Annotated in this window: 14 protein-coding genes; 3 read left to right on the forward strand and 11 right to left on the reverse strand. The window is 60.9% G+C overall.

What is annotated here, in order from left to right:
• Positions 1–10 precede the first annotated feature (10 nt).
• From EDF70_RS10320 to topA, 4 genes are all read right to left on the reverse strand, one after another.
• Positions 11–700, reverse strand: a complete 690-nt coding sequence (locus EDF70_RS10320; RefSeq protein ID WP_165931986.1) for an NUDIX hydrolase — start codon at positions 698–700, stop codon at positions 11–13.
• Positions 697–1,170, reverse strand: a complete 474-nt coding sequence (locus EDF70_RS10325) for a DUF983 domain-containing protein (protein ID WP_132273242.1) — start codon at positions 1,168–1,170, stop codon at positions 697–699. The genes EDF70_RS10320 and EDF70_RS10325 overlap by 4 nt, the downstream gene beginning before the upstream one ends.
• 9 nt (positions 1,171–1,179) lie before the next feature.
• Complete coding sequence (gene rnr, locus EDF70_RS10330; protein ID WP_245519144.1) at positions 1,180–3,456, reverse strand: ribonuclease R; 2,277 nt, start codon at positions 3,454–3,456, stop codon at positions 1,180–1,182.
• A gap of 89 nt (positions 3,457–3,545) precedes the next feature.
• The gene (gene topA / locus EDF70_RS10335) at positions 3,546–6,236 is read right to left on the reverse strand and encodes a type I DNA topoisomerase (RefSeq protein WP_132273244.1); all 2,691 of its coding nucleotides are present in this window, start codon (positions 6,234–6,236) and stop codon (positions 3,546–3,548) included.
• 261 nt (positions 6,237–6,497) lie between these two features.
• Between topA and EDF70_RS10340 the strand changes: the two genes are divergently transcribed.
• Entirely contained in the window at positions 6,498–6,719 is a 222-nt protein-coding gene (locus tag EDF70_RS10340; protein ID WP_132273245.1) for a hypothetical protein, read from the forward strand.
• A 51-nt stretch (positions 6,720–6,770) separates the two neighbouring features.
• On the opposite strand, the gene dprA is transcribed toward EDF70_RS10340, so the two are convergent.
• From dprA to EDF70_RS10370, 6 genes are all read right to left on the reverse strand, one after another.
• Positions 6,771–7,913, reverse strand: coding sequence for a DNA-processing protein DprA (gene dprA / locus EDF70_RS10345; protein ID WP_132273246.1), 1,143 nt, complete (start codon positions 7,911–7,913; stop codon positions 6,771–6,773).
• 18 nt (positions 7,914–7,931) lie between these two features.
• Positions 7,932–8,549, reverse strand: a complete 618-nt coding sequence (gene plsY, locus EDF70_RS10350; protein ID WP_132273247.1) for a glycerol-3-phosphate 1-O-acyltransferase PlsY — start codon at positions 8,547–8,549, stop codon at positions 7,932–7,934.
• 12 nt (positions 8,550–8,561) lie between these two features.
• Positions 8,562–9,866 (reverse strand): dihydroorotase, encoded by a 1,305-nt coding sequence (locus tag EDF70_RS10355; protein ID WP_132273248.1) that lies wholly within the window; start codon positions 9,864–9,866, stop codon positions 8,562–8,564.
• A complete protein-coding gene (locus EDF70_RS10360; protein ID WP_132273249.1) occupies positions 9,863–10,804 on the reverse strand; it encodes an aspartate carbamoyltransferase catalytic subunit in 942 nt (313 codons plus the stop codon). The genes EDF70_RS10355 and EDF70_RS10360 overlap by 4 nt, the downstream gene beginning before the upstream one ends.
• A 74-nt stretch (positions 10,805–10,878) precedes the next feature.
• Positions 10,879–11,193, reverse strand: coding sequence for a type II toxin-antitoxin system RelE/ParE family toxin (locus EDF70_RS10365; protein ID WP_132273250.1), 315 nt, complete (start codon positions 11,191–11,193; stop codon positions 10,879–10,881).
• 5 nt (positions 11,194–11,198) lie between these two features.
• Entirely contained in the window at positions 11,199–11,465 is a 267-nt protein-coding gene (locus EDF70_RS10370) for a type II toxin-antitoxin system ParD family antitoxin (protein ID WP_132273251.1), read from the reverse strand.
• 157 nt (positions 11,466–11,622) lie between these two features.
• Here EDF70_RS10370 and EDF70_RS10375 point away from each other — a divergent pair, with 157 nt between their 5' ends.
• Positions 11,623–13,275, forward strand: coding sequence for an acyl-CoA dehydrogenase family protein (locus EDF70_RS10375; protein ID WP_132273252.1), 1,653 nt, complete (start codon positions 11,623–11,625; stop codon positions 13,273–13,275).
• A gap of 304 nt (positions 13,276–13,579) precedes the next feature.
• A complete protein-coding gene (locus EDF70_RS10380; protein WP_132273253.1) occupies positions 13,580–13,903 on the forward strand; it encodes a DUF6105 family protein in 324 nt (107 codons plus the stop codon).
• On the opposite strand, the gene ruvX is transcribed toward EDF70_RS10380, so the two are convergent.
• Positions 13,849–14,334, reverse strand: coding sequence for a Holliday junction resolvase RuvX (gene ruvX, locus EDF70_RS10385; protein WP_132273254.1), 486 nt, complete (start codon positions 14,332–14,334; stop codon positions 13,849–13,851). The two genes, EDF70_RS10380 and ruvX, sit on opposite strands and share 55 nt — an antisense overlap.
• Positions 14,335–14,341 lie beyond the last annotated feature (7 nt).

Raw genomic sequence — 14,341 nt, forward strand, 5'->3', positions numbered from 1 at the left:
TCAACAATCCTTACAGTCGGCTGCGGACGAAACGCCCGTGACGCATGGAGTAGAAGGGGACGGGATTTTCGAAGGGGAGGATGTTATCCGCTTCCATCAGTCTCTTTACGTCTTCCAGCACCATTTGCGTGATGCGGGCGAGTTTCACACCGGAAATTGCTGCAATGTCAAGCCATTGCAAGTCCTCCAACTCGTCCGTATCGCGCAAATGCGTCAGGTCGAAGACGGTTTCGTCGCAAAAGGCCAGAAAGAAGTGGGTATCATAGCGGCGGACATGGCCCGGCGGCGTAATGGCGCGGGCAATATAGCGCAGGCGGGACAGGTCCGGTGCCGCGGTGGCGGGTGCGATACCCGTCTCCTCGTGCATCTCGCGAAGAGCCGCAAGTGCCAGCGCGCGCACACGCCTGAGACTGCTGCCCGATGGCGCATTGTCGAGAAGTTTTGCAAGCACGTTTGGATGCAGATCGCCGCCGTAAGGCCGGGCATGATCGCCCGGATCACGCCGGCCACCGGGAAACACATAGACATCCGGCATGAAGACATGGCCGCTTGCACGCCGCCCCATCAGCACGCGTGGCGCGCTACCTGAGCGATCGATCAGAATAAGGGCGGCGGCATCTCTGGGGCGAATGCGGACTGTCGGCGCCCTCGTGGAAGGTGCGCCGGTTGCCGGCACACTCTTCTCCGGCACGTCGGTCATTCCAGCGGCCCACCGCGACCGGGATCGATATCCTCACGCTCACCGCCGAAGCCGTGCATCCTCAGTGCCCATTGCAGGCCTATCACACCGCCTTTGACGGGTTGGATGGTGAGGAGTGCGGAAAGTACCGTCAGCGGCGCCCAGATGGCCAGATGCGCCCAGGGAGACATGTCGAACACCATGTCGGTCATCATGAAACCACCAAGAGCCACATGGCCGATGATGACGATGACGATATAGGGCGGCAGGTCGTCGGAACGGTGGTGATGCATGTCGGCACCGCATTTTGCGCAGGCGTCGACGGGTTTCAGGAAGGCACCGAAGAGGCGGCCGTTGCCGCATGAAGGGCAACGGCATCTGAGGCCGCGGATGATGGAGCGGCCGAGAGGCCGTTCAGCGTCACCGGTGTCGCCGTAGCGAACCGGTTTCTGGCTCCCTGCTGTTTCTTTGGCCGCCTCCCTGACCGTCATGATCCGTTCCTATCGTCTTGGGTGCATGCCCGTCTTGCCGCGGGCGGTGCGCCGCTGCCGGCCTGCCTTGTGGAAGGAGCGCGTGCCGGCTGCGATCTTGCGGCCTTCGCTGACCATTTCGAAACGCAGCGAGCCGGCCAGCGGTATGGCCTCGACCAGTTTGACATCGACCGGGTCGCCCAACTGATAGCCGAGCCGCGACTTGTCGCCGATCAAAGCCTGATGCGCTTCATCATAGATAAAATAGTCGCGGCCGAGCGTGGAGATCGGCACAAAACCGTCGGCGCCATAGGTCGGCAGCGACACGAAAAGGCCGGACTTGGTGACACCCGATACGCGGCCTTCGAATTCCTGTCCGACACGCTCGCTCAGGTGATGAGCGATGAGGCGGTTGATCGTGTCGCGTTCGGCGGCCATGGCCCGGCGCTCGAAGGTCGAGATCTCAGCCGCGACATCTTCCAGCTGCGTTTCTTCCGCCGGCGTGATGCCGCCTTCGCCGAGACCGAGCGAGCCGACGAGGCCGCGATGTACGATCAGATCGGCATAACGGCGGATCGGCGAGGTGAAATGCGCGTATTTCATCAGGTTGAGGCCGAAATGGCCGAGATTGTCGGGGCTGTAGATCGCCTGGCTCTGGGAGCGCAGAACCATCTCGTTGACCATGATCTGATGCGGGGTGCCGGCGGCATTGGCGAGAATGCCATTGAAGGAATTGGCGCGCACCTGGCCGCCCTTGGCCATCGGGATGGACAGCGTTGCCAGAAACTCGCGCAGCACTTCCTGCTTGGCGAGCGACGGACCATCATGGATGCGGTAGACGAGCGGCTGTTTTTTCTTTTCCAGCGTTTCGGCGGCGGCAACGTTCGCCTGGATCATCATCTCTTCGATGAGTTTGTGCGCATCGAGACGTTCCGGGATGATCACCTTGTCGACCGTGCCATCGGATTTCAGAACGATCTTGCGTTCCGGCATGTCGAGTTCGAGCGGCTGGCGGCGGTCGCGACCGCGCTTCATCACCTCATAGGCGTGCCACAGCGGCTTCAGGATCGGTTCGAGCAGCGGGCCGGTCTTGTCGTCCGGCTTGCCGTCGATTGCGGCCTGTGCCTGCTGGTAGGAGAGTTTGGCCGCGCTCTTCATCATGATGCGATGGAACGTGTGGCCGGCCTTGCGGCCTTCCTTGGAAAACGTCATGCGCACGGCCAGAGCCGGGCGGTCTTCACCCTCACGCAGCGAGCAGAGGTCGTTGGAAATACGCTCCGGCAGCATCGGCACGACGCGGTCGGGGAAATAGACGGAATTGCCGCGCTTCAGCGCCTCGCGGTCGAGTTCCGAACCGGTGCGGATATACCATGAGACATCGGCGATCGCGACGGTGACGATGACGCCATCCGGGTTGTCCGGCGATGTGTCCGGTTCGGCATAAACGGCGTCGTCATGGTCCTTGGCATCGGCCGGGTCGATGGTGACGAGCGGCAGCTTGCGCCAGTCCTCGCGCTTCGACATGTCAGCCGCTGTGGCGGCCTCGGCTTCCGCCATGACAGTCTGCGGAAATATGTGTGGAATGCCGTGGGCATAGATGGCGATCATCGAGATCGCCTTTTCGCTGGCGACAGAACCGACGATATTTAGAACCTTGGCGCGCGTCAGGCCAAAACGGTTGCCGCGCAGGATGTCGGCCTCGATCAGGTCGCCGTCCTTGGCATCGGCGAGATCGTCTGCGGAAATCTGCATTTCCTCGCCACGACGGTCGATCGGCATCAGCCGCGCACCGCCTTCCGCCATCATGCGGATGACGCCGAGCGATGCATTCTGGCGCTTGTCGATGACCTTGATGACGCGGGCGGTATAAGCCGGACCCGAGCGGTCCTTGTTCGGAAATATCTTGGCGAGGATGCGGTCGTTAAGCCCGGCGATCGCAACCTTGCCCTTGCCGCGCTTTTCCGAGCCCTGGCGGATCAGCACAGCAGGAGCAACCCCTGCATCGTCCGGCCATTCCGCCGGGCGGCCAATCAACTCGCCGTCCTTGTCACGCGTGGTGATGTCGAGGACGGTAACCGGGGGCAGGGCACCGGGCCGTGTCAGCGACTTGCGATCCTTCTTCAGCAATCCTTCACTTTCGAGATCACGCAACAAATCTTTCAGTTCGACGCGGGTCTCACCTTTAAGACCAAAAGCCTTGGCGATCTCGCGCTTGGAGGCGCGATCCGGGTTTTCGGCGATGAATTCCAGCAGCGCTTCGCGCGGCGGAACGGCACCATGGACGATGGCAGAGCCACCGCCTGCGATCTTCGCTTCGCCATTGGCGCGCCGGTCGGTGCGCCTGCTTTTCGGTTGATCGCCGTTACGAGCCGGCCTGTTCCTGTCGCGCGGCGTCTTCACGTGGTTGTCTTCTTTGCCTTGGTCGCGGCCGTTTTCGCCGGCGCTTTTTTGGCCGCAGCCTTCTTTGGAGCGGCTTTCTTGGTCTCGCCGTCTGCCGTCTTGGCGGCGGCCTTCGGAGCAGCCTTGGCTTTCGCGGGTGCCTTCTTGGCCTTGCCCTTTGCAGGCGTCTTGCCGCCCTTTTCGACGATCAGCGCAAGCGCTTCTTCTACCGTCACCGCCTGCGGATCCTTGCCCTTGGGCAGGGTGGCATTGACCTTGCCCCAATTGACATAGGGACCATACTTGCCGTCACGCACGGTGATCGGGCCGCCATCGGGATGCTCGCCGAGATCCTTCAACGCTGCCGGTGTGCCGCGTCCACGACCGCCGGGGCCCTTGGCAACCTTTTCGGCAATCACGGTCACGGCGCGGTTGAGGCCGATCGAAAACACGTCCTCGATGCTTTCGAGATTGGCGTAGCCGCCATCATGCAGCAGGAAGGGTCCGTAACGGCCAAGGCCGGCGGAGATCATCTTTCCGCTTTCCGGGTGCTGACCGACATCGCGCGGCAGGTTGATGAGGGCAAGCGCCTTCTCATGGTCGATATCTTCCGGCTTCCACCCCTTGGGCAGAGACGAACGCTTGGCTTCCTTGCCTTCGCCGCGCTGGATATAGGGTCCGAAACGGCCAGAACGCAGCGTCAGCTCTTCACCGGTCATCGGGTCGGCGCCAAGCGCCTTCGGCTCGTTGAGGCCGGATGCGACAGCTTCCGCGCCATCAGAGGAAAGCTGTCGGGTGAAATTGCATTCCGGATAGTTCGAGCAGCCGACGAAAGCGCCGTATTTGCCGAGCTTGAGCGACAGGTTGCCTGTGCCGCAGACCTGGCAGATACGTGGGTCCGAACCGTCTTCACGGGTCGGGAAGACCAGCGGTGCCAGTGTCTCGTTCAACGCGTCGAGCACGTTGGTGACGCGCAGTTCCTTGGTGTCTTCGATCTGGGCAAAGAAGTCCTGCCAGAATTCGCGCAGAACCTGCTTCCAGTCGAGTTCGCCAGCCGAAATCCGGTCGAGCTTCTCTTCCAGATCGGCAGTGAAATCGTATTCCACATACTTCGTGAAGAAGCTTTCGAGGAACGCCGTCACCAGCCGTCCCTTGGAATGCGGGATCAGCTTGCGCTTATCGACGACGATATATTCACGATCGGACAGCGTCTTCAGCGTGGCTGCATAGGTGGAAGGACGGCCGATGCCGAGCTCTTCCATCTTCTTGATCAGCGAGGCTTCCGAATAACGCGGCGGCGGCTCGGTGAAATGCTGGGTCGAGCTGACCTTGTTCTTGTCGAGCTTCTCGCGGGCGTTGATCGGCGGCAGACGACCATCTTCATCGTCGTCCTCGCCTTTTTCGCCGTCTTCCTTCTGGTCCATATAGGCACCAAGGAAACCGTCAAAGCGGACGACGGAACCCACGGCGCGAAGGCCAGCCTTCTCGCCGTTATTGTCTGCGATGATCTCGACCGTGGTACGTTCGATTTCGGCAGACGCCATCTGGCTGGCAATGCCGCGCTTCCACACCAATTCGTAGAGACGCAACTGGTCGGCATCGAGATACTGACGCACCTTGTCGGGCGAACGGTTGAAGTCGGTCGGGCGGATGGCTTCGTGCGCTTCCTGGGCGTTTTTCGCCTTGGTGGAATAATGGCGCGCCTTTTCCGGCAGGTAACGCTGGCCGAACTTGTCGACGATGGCGCTGCGGGCAGCTTCGATGGCTTCCGGTGCCATCTGCACACCGTCGGTACGCATATAGGTGATCAGACCGACAGTCTCGCCGCCGATATCGAAACCTTCGTACAGCTTCTGCGCCACCTGCATGGTGCGCGAGGCGTTGAACCCGAGATTGGAGGATGCGGCCTGCTGCAGCGTCGAGGTGGTGAACGGAGGGCCGGGATTGCGCTTGACCGGCTTTGCCTCGACCGTATCGACGGTATAGGCGGCGCCATCCAGCAACGTCTTGAGGCGTGCGGCATCCTCGCCATTCTTGACACCACGCGGCGGCAGACGCTTGCCGTCGGCCTGGGTCAGGCGGGCTTCGAATTCGTCACCACGCGGCGTCTTGAGGAGAGCCGACAGGTTCCAGTATTCTTCGGCGACAAAACGCTCGATCTCGTTTTCGCGGTCGCAGACGAGGCGCAGTGCCACCGACTGCACGCGGCCAGCCGAACGGGCACCCGGCAGCTTGCGCCACAGAACCGGCGAGAGGTTGAAACCGACGAGGTAGTCGAGTGCGCGGCGGGCCAGATAGGCGTCCACCAGCGGCACGTCGATATCACGCGGGTTGGCCATGGCATCAAGTACGGCCTTCTTGGTGATGGCGTTGAAGACAACGCGCTTGACCGGCTTGTCGCCGATCACCTTCTTCTTTTTCAGAAGGTCGAGCACGTGCCAGGAAATAGCTTCACCTTCGCGATCCGGGTCGGTCGCGAGAAACAGTGCGTCGGAGCCTTTGACAGCGTCGGATATGTCTTTCATGCGCTTCTGGGATGCGGGATCCACCTCCCAGGACATTTCAAAGTCCTGGTCGGGAAGTACCGAGCCATCCTTGGCGGGCAGGTCCCGCACGTGGCCGAAAGAGGCGAGAACCTTGTAACCTGGGCCAAGATATTTGTTGATTGTCTTGGCTTTGGCTGGAGATTCTACAACGACTACATTCATCTTGCTTTTTCTCTGGAACGAGGCAGGCCACTCGAAATCCGCGAGTTGATCGCAGCAGGGCCGGAAATCTGACCTCCCGACATGGAGGGCGTTTGCCCTGTGGTCAAGAGGGCACGGCCAAATTAGCTTACTCAACGGAATGCAACTTATGCGATATTTGTCGTTGGTTGCAATTATAAATAAATATCCTATCCTTCATTAAATGTAGCGTTGAACCGGGCGCCTGGCGGCGGTTCTTGCCGTTGGGCAGCAGGGGATGGGATGATTTCAGGGCTTGGACATGCCAGTGGCGTAGAGCAATCACGGCAGAACATCGCCTACATCCATGAGATGCTGGGGCAGTTGCGTCTGGTTGCGCAGTTGGAAGGTGCAGACATGCTCTGTTATCTCATCGAAATGGCTTGCGTGGAGGCCGGAGACCTGCAAGCCGGCCGGCGTTCATTGTCACCGACGAGGCGCAATAACCCGGAAAGACGCCCCTGATTGTGGGCAACCATTTTTGGCATCGATGCGCGACAGATCGTTGCTGCCCTCTCAATAGGCGAGCGAAACCGTTCCGCCCGAGTGGCGATGGAGTCGGCCGGCGAGATCCAGTTCCAGCAGGATGAGATAAACAGTGGAGGCGGGCAGTCCGGTATGGCGGATGATGTCGTCCACTTCGACAGGTGTCGGGCCGAGCGCATTGACGATGATTCCGCGGGCGTCGTCATCCGGCGGCATCATGTCGTGGCCCGCGTCCTTGCCCGGTTCCTCGACGATCGGCGGTGTGAAGAGATCAAGCTGTGAGAGTGGGGCAAGGGCAGCAAGGACGTCTTCGACCCCGGTGGTGATCGTGGCGCCTTCCTTCAGCAGGTGGTTGGTGCCGTGGCAGCGCGGATCGAGCGGTGAGCCGGGCACGGCAAAAACCAGTCGGCCGAAATCCGCCGCCATGCGCGCCGTGATCAGCGAACCGGATCGTTCCGCCGCTTCGACCACCACGACCCCCAGCGAAATGCCGGCGATCAGGCGGTTGCGACGGGGAAAGTCACGTGCGCGGGGTTCCCAGCCGAACGGCATTTCGCTGACGGCAAGGCCGCAGCCTTTGGTGATGTCATCGAGAAGGGCAAGATTTTCGGGCGGGTAGGGGCGGTCAAGGCCGCCAGCCAGAACGGCGATCGTGCCGGTGTCGAGACTGGCGCGGTGGGCGGCAGTGTCTATGCCGCGGGCAAGACCAGAGGTGATGACGTAACCGGCCCGGCCGGCATCACGCGCTATCATGGCCGCGAACTTGGCGCCGCTGATCGACGCGTTGCGTGAGCCAACGATGCCAACGGATGGTCTTGTTGCCGCGGAAAGATCGCCCTTGGCGGCGATGAGGGGCGGCGCCCCTTCGATCTGGCGCAGTGCCGGCGGATAATCCGGCTCACCGATGCCGATGAAAACAGCGCCATTGCGGGATGCTGCTTCCAGTTCCCGTTCTGCTTCTATGTGCGAGGCAATGCGCACGGAGCGTGCCGCGCCACCACGCCGGGACAGTTCCGGCAGGGCCTCGAGCGCTGCCTCGGCCGAGCCAAAGTGATTGATCAGATCGCGAAACGTGGCGGGGCCGACATTGTCGCTGCGGATCAACCGAAGCCAGGCGAGCCTTTGCCTGTCGGTCAGCGCAATTCCCGTTCGTCCTGCGCTGCCCCCCGGCATTAATACCCTTTCGCCGGCCTAACCCTTCTGGCCGATCCTGCTTTCCGTACCTGCAATCAGGCGCCTGATATTTGCCTCGTGTTTCCACCACGAGATCACCGTCATGATGGCCATGACAAGCGCGACCCTCGGTTCATTTATGAACCACAACACAACCGGAATGACAAGCGTTGCAACCAGAGCGGACAGCGAGGAGTATTTCGTGATCTTCGCCATCGACAACCAGACGCCTGCAAACACCAGCACCATCCAGGGCGAGATGCCGAGCAGCGTGCCGATATAGGTGGCCACACCTTTGCCGCCCTTGAAGCCGAGCCAGACCGGATAGAGATGGCCCATGAAGGCGGCAAAACCGGCGAGGGTTGCGGCATCCTTGCCGAACAGCAGATAGGCGATGACCGCCGCGGCTGTTGCCTTCAGGGCATCCAGCAGCAGCGTTGCGGCCGCAAGTTTCTTGTTGCCGGTGCGCAAAACGTTGGTGGCACCGATATTGCCGGAACCGATCGAGCGGATATCGCCCAGACCGGCGGCACGGGTCAGAAGCAGGCCGAAGGGGATGGAGCCGAGCAGATAACCGAACGCGAGTGCGCCGATGGCCACGCCCCAGGTGATCTGCCAGTTGAAGAGTTCGCTCACGCTTCGTTCCCCTTAAAGTGCATGCACGCAGCGGCCGCCGACATAGGTGGCAACCACCCGACCGCTGAAGCGGGCGTCGTCAAACGGCGTATTCTTCGAACGCGACAGCAGCATGTCCTTCGACAGCAGCCAAGGCTCTTCGAGATCGATTAGTGTGATGTCGGCCTTGGTACCCGGTTTCAACGTGCCGGCGTCCAGACCAAAAATCTGGGCAGGGCGTGTCGACATGGCGTCGATCAGGCGCATCAGCGGCACCTGTCCGGCATGGTGCAGGCGAAGCGCTGCCGAAGCCATGGTTTCGAGGCCGACCGCACCATCGGCGGCGTCGGCAAAGGGCAGACGCTTGGTGTCGACATCCTGCGGATCATGCGAGGAGACGATGATGTCGATTGTGCCGTTGGCGAGAGCATCGACCATGGCGACACGGTCATCTTCCGTGCGCAGCGGCGGCGACAGCTTGAAGAAGGTGCGATACTCGCCGATGTCGTTTTCGTTGAGCGTCAGGTGATTGATCGACACGGCGCAGGTGGCGTTCGCACCGCGGTTACGGGCAACGCGCATGGCCTCTGCCGATTCCGGTACCGACAGCTTTGAGGCATGGTATTTTGCACGCGTGAGTGCTGCGATGCGCAGGTCGCGCTCCAGCGGGATCAGTTCGGCTTCCTTCGGCACGCCGGAAAGGCCGAGCCAGCTCGCCAAAAGCCCCTCGTTCATGACGCCATTGCCAAGATATTTTTCACGCGGCTGCAACGCGATGACGGCATCGAATTCGCGCGCATAGGTCATGGCGCGGCGCAGAAGCAGCGTATCCGACAATCCGTGATGCCCTTCGGTGAAGGCAACCGCCCCGGCTTCCTTGAGGAGGCCGAATTCGGTCATTTCCTTGCCTTCGAGACGCTTGGTCAGGGCGGCTGCCGGATGCACGTTGACGATGGCCTTGTCGCGTGCCGTCTTCAGCACGAATTCGACCAGCGCGATGTCGTCGATGACCGGATCGGTGTCCGGCATCATGATGAAGGAGGTGACGCCGCCGGCAGCGGCCGCGCGCGATGCGGATTCGATCGTTTCGCGATACTCTGTGCCGGGTTCGCCGACATGGACGCGGGCATCGACGAGGCCCGGTGTGGCGACGAGACCTTTGCCGTCGCGGACCGTGGCGCCGTCCGGGCGGCCCTGGTTCAGCGCATCGGCACCGGCGGCGACAATGTGGCCATCACTGCCGACGATGATCGTGCCGGTTTCGTCGAGATGACGCGACGGATCGATGATGCGGACGTTTTCGATGACGAGAGGTTTGTCGAGAACGGGAGCGGTCATGCGCGTTCTCCGTTGTTCTGGGAAAGAAGCAGGGTTTCCATGACGGCCATGCGCACGGCAACGCCCATTTCCACCTGTTGTTCGATCACACTCTGCGGACCATCGGCCACTTCCGAGGCGATTTCGACGCCACGGTTCATCGGGCCGGGATGCATGACGAGCGCGTCTTCCTTTGCGGCTTTCAGCTTTTCGGCATCCAGGCCGTAGAAACGGAAATATTCGCGCACCGACGGCACGAAGGCGCCGGCCATGCGCTCGCGCTGCAGGCGCAGCATCATCACGACATCGGCGTCCCTGAGGCCTTCTTCCATCGAATGGAAAACCTCTGCGCCCATCTCAGCAATGCCCGAGGGCAGAAGCGTAGAGGGGGCGACGACACGGACGCGGGCGCCCATGGCATTCAGCAGCAGGATGTTGGAGCGGGCCACGCGCGAATGCAGAACATCGCCGCATATGGCGACGATGATGCGTGACAGCTTGCCCTTGGCGCGGCGGATGGTCAGCGCGTCGAGCAGTGCCTGGGTCGGGTGTTCATGCTGGCCATCACCGGCATTGACCACCGAGCAGGCGACCTTCTGGGCAAGCAGGGCTGCAGCACCGGCCGATGAATGGCGCAGAACCAGCACGTCGGGGCGCATGGCGTTCAGCGTCATCGCGGTGTCGATCAGGGTTTCGCCCTTTTTCACCGACGAATTGCCGACCGACATGTTCATCACGTCGGCGCCGAGGCGTTTGCCGGCCAGTTCGAACGAGGACTGGGTCCGCGTCGAGGCTTCGAAGAAAAGATTGATCTGGGTAAGCCCGCGCAGTGTGGACGTCTTCTTTTCCCTCTGGCGGGAAATCTTCACGGCCTCATCGGCCTTGTCGAGAAGAATGGTGATGTCCTGTTCGGTAAGGCCCTTGATGCCAAGCAGATGGCGATGGGGAAAGAAGACCACGTAAACGTCCTCCGTGTCAGTCACGCGGTCTATAAAGAGTGGGGCAGTTGCCCGCAAGCGGGAACGGCCGTTATCTACGGCTTGTTTGTGATGATGGCGCGGTAGTCACGACCTTTGAAGAAGACGTTGGTAATCTCAACCGTCTCTTCAACGACCCGATAGAGAATGACGGCGCGGTTTTCGAAGGGAACCATCCGAATGCCGTTGCCGAGATCCGGACGAGCGACACCGCCGAGAGGCGCGTTGCCGATGCTTTCGCAGCGCGCCATCAGTCGATCGACCAACCGCTGAGCGATGGAAAAGCGTTGGCTTGTTTCGAGTACGTAGATAAATACTGCTTCGATGTCGTCTTTTGCCGTCGGCCTGTACTGGATCGGCAGACGCTTCATTGCGCTTAGCCTCGATGGCCGGCGTAAAGGTTCTCGATATGCTTATGCATCTCGGCACTGCTCAAATTGGGGCGGGGATCGTCCAGTGACGCGCGCACTTGCTCACGAACAGCGTCGAGTTGTGTGTCCTGTGCTTCTTCCTCGCGCAAAAGCGCATCAATAGCCGCGCGCATGACATCGCTTGTCGACTGGTATCGACCCGCGTCAATCCGGTGCTCGATCGCTTCGATCATTACTTCCGGCAGTTCTATGCTGAGTTTTCGCACGCTCATGGATCTCTCCCGCAGTGCCGGTCATTTTAGGGTCAACGCAGCCATTTCGCAAATGCCGCCAATTAAGTTTCTGCCATTGGCAGCTTTTTGTCTGAAAGCTGAAAATCGATTGGCAATGGCCGTTTCCACGCAATGTAACTTCCGCTAGAACCGGCTCATGAATGAGATGTCTCGCGACGAAGAAAAAAATGCCGAACTCAACCAGCCAGGTCTCTGGAGCGGGGTCAATGCCTATCGCTCCGATCCGCTGATCGTTGACCTGACGGCTGGCCTCAATCGCAGCCTGCGCGAGGAATATGATGCGCTTGGTCGTTATGTGACGTCGCCGGAGGCGCAGGATCTGGCGCGCATGGCCAACGAGAATGCGCCGACGCTGCGTACCCACGGGCCGCGTGGCGAGCGACTCGATCAGGTCGAGTTCCATCCGGCCTGGCATGCGCTGATGCGTCGCTCGATGTCATCGGGTCTGCATTCGTCATTATGGGAAAGCGTGCCGGAAACCCGCGGTGCTGCCCATCGTGCGCGCGCCGCCCGCTTTTACCTGACGTCGCAGCTGGAATGCGGCCATCTGTGCCCTCTGACCATGACCAGCGCATCGATTGCAGCACTCATGGCATCGCCGCGTGTGCAGAAGGAATGGGCGCCGAAAATCCTGTCGCGCAAATATGATTCGACCAACAAGCCGGCCTTGCAGAAGAGTGCGGTGACGATCGGCATGGGCATGACCGAAAAGCAGGCGGGCACTGATGTGCGTGCCATCCGCTCGTCGGCGGAGCGGGTCGGTGAAGGGGTTTATCGCCTTTCCGGTCACAAATGGTTCATGTCGGCGCCGATGAGCGACGCCTTTGTCATGCTCGCACAGACACGCGAAGGCATGGGGTGCTTCCTCGTGCCGAGGCTTCTGGAAGACGGTTCGGCGAACGGCCTGCGCTTTCAGCGTCTGAAGGACAAGATCGGCAACCGTTCGAACGCCTCGTCGGAGGTCGAGTTCAACGACGCTTTCGGTTACCTGCTTGGTGAGCCAGGTACCGGCATTCGTACCATCCTCGATATGGTGACCTTGACCCGCCTTGATTGCGCGCTGGCATCGGCCGGCATCATGCGCGCTTCGCTGTCGGAAGCCGTGCACAATTGCCGTGGGCGCAGCGCTTTCGGCAAGAACCTGATCGACCAACCGCTGATGACGCGTGTTCTGGCCGATATGGCGCTGGATGTGGCGGCGGCCACCGCGCTTGCCTATCGCCTTGCCGAAGCTTTCGACAAGGCGGGCACGTCACCCGCGGACGCTGCCTATGCCCGTGTCATGACGCCGGTGATCAAATACTGGAACTGCAAGATCGCCCCTTCGCTGATCTACGAGGCGATGGAGTGCCTCGGCGGCAACGGTTACATCGAGGAGCGGCCGATTGCCCGCCATTATCGCGAGGCTCCGGTCAACGCGATCTGGGAAGGTTCCGGCAATGTCATGGCGCTGGATGTTCTGCGCGTCTTGTCGCGCGGCCGCGACCTGTTCGAGACTGTCATCAGCGGTTTTGAGCGTGACCTTGGTCCTTCCGGCAAGAAGACAGTGGAAGTGCTGCGCGCCGCCATGGCTTTGGCTGAACGGGACGAGGGGGCTGCACGCCTGCTGATCGAGCAACTGGCGCTGGCCGCCGGCGCTGCCGAACTTGCACGGCTCGGTGCCGGAAAAATCGTCGATGCTTTCGTGGAAACACGTCTCGCCGGTGGCTGGCGCTCCACTTACGGCATGCTGGACTCACGATTCGACGCTTCCTACATCGTCGATCTGCTTTATCCCGCTGCCAGCTAACGCTTGCAAAACCCCGACTTTCCACAGGCTTCACCCCGTCGTTAACCATACGGCGGGGTTTTCGTTGCGGCCGGCCGCTTGCGCTCTAAGTTGGGGTTAATAGAAAATTAACCATCGCAAGGCGGCGTTTGCTCTTTATGGGAACGACTTATTTCCATAAGTATTTGCTAATCTCAGCGGTCGCGTTTTTCGCGGTCCTCGCTCTGGATATCGCGGTTCCGACCGTCGTGCTCAGTGGGATGGCATTGTTGCGGTGGGTGGTGTCGCTGGAAATTGGTCCGGCGACAATGGCAAGGGGTGCCGCATGAAGTGGTTTCTGATTCTGTGGGCAGGTCCTGTCCTGCTCCTGGGGGCGTGGTACGGCCTGTCCTACTACGACATCAGCTTTGGCTTCTTCATGCTGACGCGCCAGACGCACGATCTGGTGTTTGAAGTCTACAGTCAGATATTGGGTATTCCCGCCGAAGACCTTCCGCCGCTTGTGGCGCGGGCGATCGCTTTCGACAGTCTGATCGTGTTTGCCATCATCGCATACCGCAAGCGCAAGGCGATTGCCGCCTGGTGGAACGGTCGTCAGTCTTCGGAGCCGGTCCTGCCGAGCGACAAGAGCCTGTCCAGCGCGCCCTGAAGAATGAAGCTGGCGGCGGCCGAATCGATACGTTCGGCCCGCTTGGCGCGCGATACGTCCATTTCCAGAAGGGCCCGTTCGGCCGCGACCGTCGATAGCCGCTCATCCCAGTAGATAAAGGGCAGGGCGGTCTTGTCTGACATCGAACGCACGAAGGCGCGTGTTGCCTGCACGCGCGGTCCGGAGGAACCATCCATGTTCATCGGCAGGCCGATGACGAAGGCCGCGACTTTCTCCTTTTCTGCAAATGCCAGCAGCACTTCCGCATCCTGCGTGAATTTCACCCGCTTGATGACCGTGCGCGGCGAGGCAAAACGGCGCCCCAGGTCCGACATGGCAAGGCCGATCGTCTTGGTGCCGAGGTCGAGCCCGGCGATCGCCTGATTGGGCGAAAGCTGTAAAGCCAGTTCCTCGATTGTCAGCGTTGCCATATCCGGT

This window comes from Neorhizobium sp. JUb45, assembly GCF_004343585.1.
Taxonomy (GTDB): Bacteria; Pseudomonadota; Alphaproteobacteria; order Rhizobiales; family Rhizobiaceae; genus Neorhizobium.